At 67.9% G+C, this 3,169-nt stretch carries 3 protein-coding genes; 1 reads left to right on the forward strand and 2 read right to left on the reverse strand.

Features of this window, described 5'->3' with window-relative positions; translation table 11 throughout:
• Window positions 1–123 precede the first annotated feature (123 nt).
• Complete coding sequence (locus AB7O82_RS37910; RefSeq protein ID WP_428621916.1) at window positions 124–1,065, reverse strand: LLM class F420-dependent oxidoreductase; 942 nt, start codon at window positions 1,063–1,065, stop codon at window positions 124–126.
• Window positions 1,066–1,067: 2 nt separating this feature from the next.
• Complete coding sequence (locus AB7O82_RS37915) at window positions 1,068–2,345, reverse strand: acyl-CoA dehydrogenase family protein (protein WP_428549935.1); 1,278 nt, start codon at window positions 2,343–2,345, stop codon at window positions 1,068–1,070.
• A 119-nt stretch (window positions 2,346–2,464) separates the two neighbouring features.
• Here AB7O82_RS37915 and AB7O82_RS37920 point away from each other — a divergent pair, with 119 nt between their 5' ends.
• Entirely contained in the window at window positions 2,465–3,157 is a 693-nt protein-coding gene (locus AB7O82_RS37920) for a potassium channel family protein (RefSeq protein ID WP_428549938.1), read from the forward strand.
• The last annotated feature ends 12 nt before the right edge of the window (window positions 3,158–3,169 follow it).

Genomic DNA, 3,169 nt, shown 5'->3' on the forward strand with positions numbered 1-3,169 from the left:
CTCTTGGACGGGGGGCGACTCGCCCGCTCTTCTCAGGAGCGGGCGCGCCGCCCGCGGTCCACATGATTCATGACCCCTCCGCCCCGTATGACGGGGCACCTCCCCCGACTACGGGGGAGGAAGTCAGCCCACCAGCGGGATCACCTCGGCGGCGAAGCGTTGCAGGCGCTCGATGCTGGCGGCGATCGATTCGCCGCGGCAATCGAAGATCAGCTCGTGCACGCCGATCGCGGCGTACGAACGGATGTCTCCGGCGATCTCGTCGGGGCTGCCGGAGAAGCTGCGTCGCGTGCCGTCGCGGTCGGGAATGCCGACATCGTAGAGCGGCGCCTTGTAGGAGATAGCGAGCTTGGAGAAGTCGCGGCGTTCGCCGTCGCACAGCCGCTTCAGCGTGTCGATGTGGGCGCGCATCTCCTGCGGCGGCAGCGGCGAGGCGGCGATGGCGCCGACCGGGTGCCAGCCGTCACCGTGGCGCGCCGTACGGCGGAGCGCAGCCGGCGAATGGCCGCCGACCCAGATCGGCGGATAGGGCTTCTGCAGGGGGAACGGCTCGCAGCGGATGTCGGCGTAGTGGTAGAACTTGCCCTTGAAGGTCGCGGGCGAGGTCGTCCAGAGCTGCTTGAAGATGGCCAGCCATTCGTCTGTCACGGCGCCGCGGCGTGCGAAGTCGGGGCTGGCCAGCGCCCGGAACTCCTCCTCCAGCCAGCCGACGCCGACGCCCAGGGTGACGCGGCCGCCCGACAGCACGTCGAGCGTCGCCACCATCTTGGCGGTCAGCACCGGATTGCGATAGGGCAGCACCAGCACCGAGGTGACCAGCCGCAGGCGCTCGGTGGCGCCCGCCACCACGCCCAGGATGGAAAAGGTCTCGAGCGCATCACCGCCGCCGGGATGCTTCTTGTCGATCGTGTAGGGATACTCCGACTTGCTCTCGACCGGGAAGACGATGTGGTCGGCGATCATCGCCGAGTGGAAGCCGAGCCGCTCGCCCTCGCGGGCGAGCGCCAGGACGCCGTCGCGCGTCGCCGTCGGCCCGCGGGTCGGCAGGTAGAAACCGTACCGCATGGTCAGTGCCGGCTCATCTCGGCGCGGCCGACCACCATGTGATGGACCTCGTCCGGCCCGTCGGCGAAGCGCAGATGGCGCTGGTTGACGTACATCTCGGCGAGCGGCGTCCATTGCGAGATACCGGTGGCGCCGTGGATCTGGATCGCCTGGTCGATGATGGTGCAGACCTTCTCCGGCACCATCGCCTTCACCATGCTGACCCACACCCGCGCCTCGCGGTTGCCCAGCACGTCCATCGCCTTGGCGGCCTTCAGCACCATCAGCCGCATCGCCTCGATCTCGATGCGGGCGCGCGACACGGTCTCGAGGTTCTTGCCGAGCTGGATCAGCGGCTTGCCGAAGGCGACGCGCTTGGAGCCGCGCTTGACCAGCAGGTCGAGCGCCTTCTCGGCCTGGCCGATCGAGCGCATGCAGTGATGGATGCGGCCCGGCCCCAGGCGGAGCTGCGAGATCTCGAAGCCGCGGCCCTCGCCCAGCAGGATGTTCTCGGCCGGCACGCGGACATTGTCGAACTTGATGTGCATGTGGCCGCGCGGCGCGTGGTCATGGCCGAACACGTGCATGGGCCCGAGGATGTGGACGCCGGGCGTGTCCTTCGGGACGAGGATCTGCGACTGCTGGAACTGCGGCGAGGCTTCGGGGCTGGTCTTGACCATGGTGATCATGATCTTGCAGCGCGGATCGCCGGCGCCGGAGATGTAGTACTTCTCGCCGTTGATCACCCATTCGTTGCCGACCAGCTCGGCGCGCGTCTCGATGTTCTTGGCGTCGGACGAGGCGACCCCGGGCTCGGTCATGGCGAAGGCCGAGCGAATCTCGCCGTTGAGCAGCGGCTTCAGCCACTTCTCCTTCTGCTCGGGCGTGCCGACGCGCTCCAGCACCTCCATGTTGCCGGTGTCGGGGGCCGAGCAGTTCAGCGTCTCCGACGCCAGCGGCTGCTTGCCGAGCTCGGCGGCGATGTAGGCATAGTCGAGGTTGGTGAGGCCGCGGCCGATGTCGTTGTGGCTCGGCAGGAAGAAATTCCACAGGCCGGACGCCTTGGCCTTGTTCTTGGCGACCTCGAGCAGCTCCAGCTGGCCCGGCGCCCAGCTCCACGGATCCTTGCGGTTCTCGCCCAGGCGATAGAACTCCTCGGCCATCGGCGCCACGTTCTCGTCGATGTGCCTCTTCACCGCATCGAACAGCGGCTGCGCCGCCTTCGACATGGCGAGGTTGTTGAGCTCGGCATCGAGGTCGGGCCGCGGAGCGGCGGGGACGGTGGCGGCTTTCTGTCTCATCGGGCTTCCTCGTTTTTCCCGATCCATCCCTACAGACCCGGCGAAGCGGGTCAATCGGGCAATGCCGGCAGGCGGGCGATTGACAAGGTCGAGGGTGGGCGGGGAAGGTCGGCGTACCGATGAGCTTCAAAAGGCTGACTACGCTCGCGAAGGAGGCACCCGACCACTGGCGCGACTGGGCTCTGGCCGGCCTGACCCCGCTCCTGCTGCTCGACCTGTTCGTCGTGGCGCCGCTCGGCTCGGCTCACCTGATCAACATCCGGCCCTATCGCGCGACGCTGCTCACCGTGCTGGCGCTTGGGTTGCTGTTCCTGTCGCGCAGCATCATCCCGGTGATCTGCCTCGTGGCAGCGGTCGGCCTCAACGTCGTGGCCTTCATCCTCCACCTGCGCGGCGGCCCGGCCAGCGTGGACATCTTCCTCGAGGGGCTGGGCCGGCTGCTGGTCGCCGCCGTCATCATCTGGGTGGTGGGCCGCGCCGTGCTCTCGCCCGGGCGCATCACCTATCACCGGGTGATCGGCGCCGTCCTGCTCTACCTCGCCATCGGTCTGCTGTTCGTGGCCCTGTATACGCTGGTCGACCTCGCCCATCCCGGATCGTTCAAGGGCATGAAAGTGATCGACGAGCTGCCGTTGCCCAGCGAGTTCGTCTATTTCAGCTTCACGACCCTGACCACCGTCGGCTTCGGCGACGTCGTCCCGGTCCATCCCATCGCGCGCAGCCTGAGCAACATCGAGGCGATCATCGGCCAGCTCTACCCGGCGACCCTGCTGGCCTACCTCGTCTCCTTCCACGTCGCCTCGCGGCGGTGAGCCCATCGCCGG

It is taken from the genome of Reyranella sp., from assembly GCF_050185545.1.
Classification (GTDB): Bacteria; Pseudomonadota; Alphaproteobacteria; order Reyranellales; family Reyranellaceae; genus Reyranella.